Source organism: Bacteroidota bacterium (assembly GCA_018831055.1).
Classification (GTDB): domain Bacteria; phylum Bacteroidota; class Bacteroidia; order Bacteroidales; family B18-G4; genus M55B132.
Window position 1 is genome coordinate 1 of the sequence record JAHJRE010000183.1, and the last position, 3058, is coordinate 3058.

The following is a 3058-nucleotide window of genomic DNA, read 5'->3' on the forward strand; positions in this document are numbered from 1 at the left end:
CCACGATTGCACACTTACCAGCGATATTTCCTGATCATGATCACTATTTCCCAGTGGTTTATCATCCAGGATGGATTCACCGATCACCTCCAGCGTCCCTTGCAGGAAACCTTCCCGGCATATCCTTCTCTGTATCTTCCCGCTGGATGTTTTGGGAATGCTGGCTGTGCGAAGCAGCTGTATCCCGTATATATCGAGCTCAAACTCTTCAAACACCGCTGCCCGTATCTCATCGCATAGCGCATCAATGTCAAGGTCCCTGATAAAAGTCCGTTCTACTTCTGCAACAACAACCAGTTTCTCCTCTCCGTCTTTCTCAATGGAAAACGCTGCGCTGCAATTAGGCCTGATTGCCTGGGAGGCAGATTCTGTGATTAATTCAATATCTTGCGGATAATAATTCCTTCCGCGGATAATGATCATATCTTTGATCCTTCCTGCAATAAACAATTCTCCGTTATGCCTGAAACCCAGGTCGCCTGTGCGGAGGAAAGGCCCCTCACGAGTGTCTGATGTGTATGCATTAAAGATATTTTCCGTTTCATCGGGTTTTTTCCAATAACCTTTAGTAACAATGGAACCCGACACCCAAATTTCTCCCACAATATCATCGGGACATACTTTCAGGGTTTCAGGATCTGCAACAATGATCTTTGTGTCAATCCATGCGTAGCCAACTCCAACATGATGACTAGTTTTCTTGGTGTTTTCGTCAGCCGGAACAACCCTTCCTTTTTCAAGTTCTGTGCTGTTAAGTTCTAAAAAGACCGGATCATCATTTATTTTACCACCGGAAATGATCAAGGTGGTTTCTGCCATACCATATGTTGGATAAAACTTTCGCAATTCAAAGCCGTTTTTACTGAAAGCATCTGTAAAACTTAATAATGTATTCTGCCTGACAGATTCCGCACCATTATAAAAAGTATTTAACGAAACCAGATTGATTCTATCTTTTTCCTCATCAGTAGTTTTTTCAACACAAAGGTCGTAACTGAAATTTGGTCCCCCTGCATGCGTACCCTTGTATTTGGTTATTGCTTTCATCCAACGGCTAGGTTTCTGAACAAAAGCAACAGGAGGGATTAATACTACAGTAAAGCCTGTAAATATTGGCTGTATTACACCCAATATCAGTCCCATGTCATGAAAACTGGGAAGCCAATTGACCGAAACAGTACTGGTACTTAATTCAAAGCATTGCCTTAAAAATTCTGAGTTTCTCATGATGTTTTGATGAGATACAATAACTCCTTTTGGCTGCCCTGTAGAACCAGATGTATACTGAAGCAGAGCAACATCATCAGTCTCCGGCACAAAATATTTTTCTGTATCGCTATTAGCTTTCTTTTCAACTAAAGTCTCAACCCATTGAAGATTTTTCAACTCCTCAACATCCTGAAAGTTTTTTAAAAATGTCTGATGTATCTGCTCTGTTGTCATAACAATAGCCGCACCGGAATCAGCCACGATAGATCTGATCCGGTTCAAAGACCGGTTTTTCCTGGGTGGATAAGCCGGGACGGCAACCACACCTGAATACAAGCACCCAAACAGTGCCGTAACAAACTCCAACCCGGGAGGATACAACATTAACGCCCTTTCACCCCTGGCCCCTGCCTTTATCAACTCACCGGCTATATGCATCGCTGAGCCATACAACTCAGCATATGTAAGCTTTTCCTCATCATCCTCTCCGTCTTTCAGAAAAATATAAGCCGTCTGCTCCGGAGTTTGTTCCGCCCGGTATTTCAGGATGTCAGTGATGCTGTATTGAAATGTATCTTCCTCCGTAATCCTGTTATTCAGGAAGTTTTCTAATGCCATTTTATAATATTTGGTGTTTGAAGTACGCAAAAATAACCAAAGAAGGAACAATCTGTGTTAATCTGCGTAATCTGTGGTAAAAAAATAAACCACAGATTACGCAGATTTACACAGAATGAAATTCAATCCCTAATCCTTCAATTAAGAAATCTTTATACCCTGATTCTTCTTGTCAATTCTCACTTACTGTATAGACAATTTTTAGGTTAACTTATTTTCAAATACTTTTCAAGAAAAGTCTCCAAATTGCAAACTCTTACATTATCACTGATTAAGAAATCGTCAGAATCAGGAGTGATGATGAAATTCCGATCCGCATCTATATCTTCAAAAGATAGCAGATTGCCTTTTGTAAGTTTAGGCACGGAAGTGTATTTTATTTCAACGGCATACACTGGTTTTGAAGATCTTACCAATATCAGATCACATTCAGACCCCTGATGGGTACGGTAAAAGTATGGCTGATATGACATTTTCGATAATTGAAGAATTTGTTCAACAGCATATCCCTCCCAGGAACTTCCTTTAATTAGATGGCTTTCCAGGTCAGAAAATGAATCAATATTCAATAGATTATGCAAAACACCTGAATCTCTTATATAAAGCTTTGGGGATTTAACCAATCTCTTTTTCAAGTTTATATGATAGGGAGGAAGCTGCCGAATTATAAAGGCATATTCCAAGAAATCCAGGTATTTTTTAATTGTTGTTGACGACAGTTCAAGTGATCTGCTCAGATTGCTATAATTCGCAACCTGTCCATGATTATGGGCTATCATGGTCCATAAATTCCTTAAAGTTATCGGACCAATGTTCAACCCGAGCATTGGGATATCCCTTTCAATATAGGTCTTTATGAAATTATCTAACCAAAGCTTCCAGTATTTGTCATCAGGAGCCAGATAGGCATCTGGAAAACCTCCTCTCAACCAATGCTTGTCCAATACTCCGCTTGATAATTCTGTTATATTAAAACCTGAAAGCTCAAAATAACCGATGCGACCAGCAAGGGATTGCGAAGACTCCCTCATAATAACCGGAGAGGCTGAACCAAGTATCATGTACATAGCTGATCTCCTTTTCTGATCAATTAAAGAACGTAAAAGTGAAAATATTTCAGGCATTAGCTGAACCTCATCAATAATAACAAGCTTATCTATATTGGAATGAAAGAAAAGCATTGGATCGCTCAGTTTGATCCTGTCTCTCGGATCCTCTAAATCAATATAAA

General features: G+C 39.9%; 2 protein-coding genes. Both read right to left on the minus strand.

Features of this window, described 5'->3' with window-relative positions; translation table 11 throughout:
* The coding region (locus tag KKA81_11805) for a fatty acyl-AMP ligase (protein ID MBU2651612.1) at positions 1 to 1827 on the minus strand (1827 nt) is incomplete at its 3' end.
* Positions 1828 to 2033: 206 nt separating this feature from the next.
* On the minus strand, positions 2034 to 3058 hold a 1025-nt coding region (locus KKA81_11810), incomplete at its 5' end, for an ATP-binding protein (protein MBU2651613.1).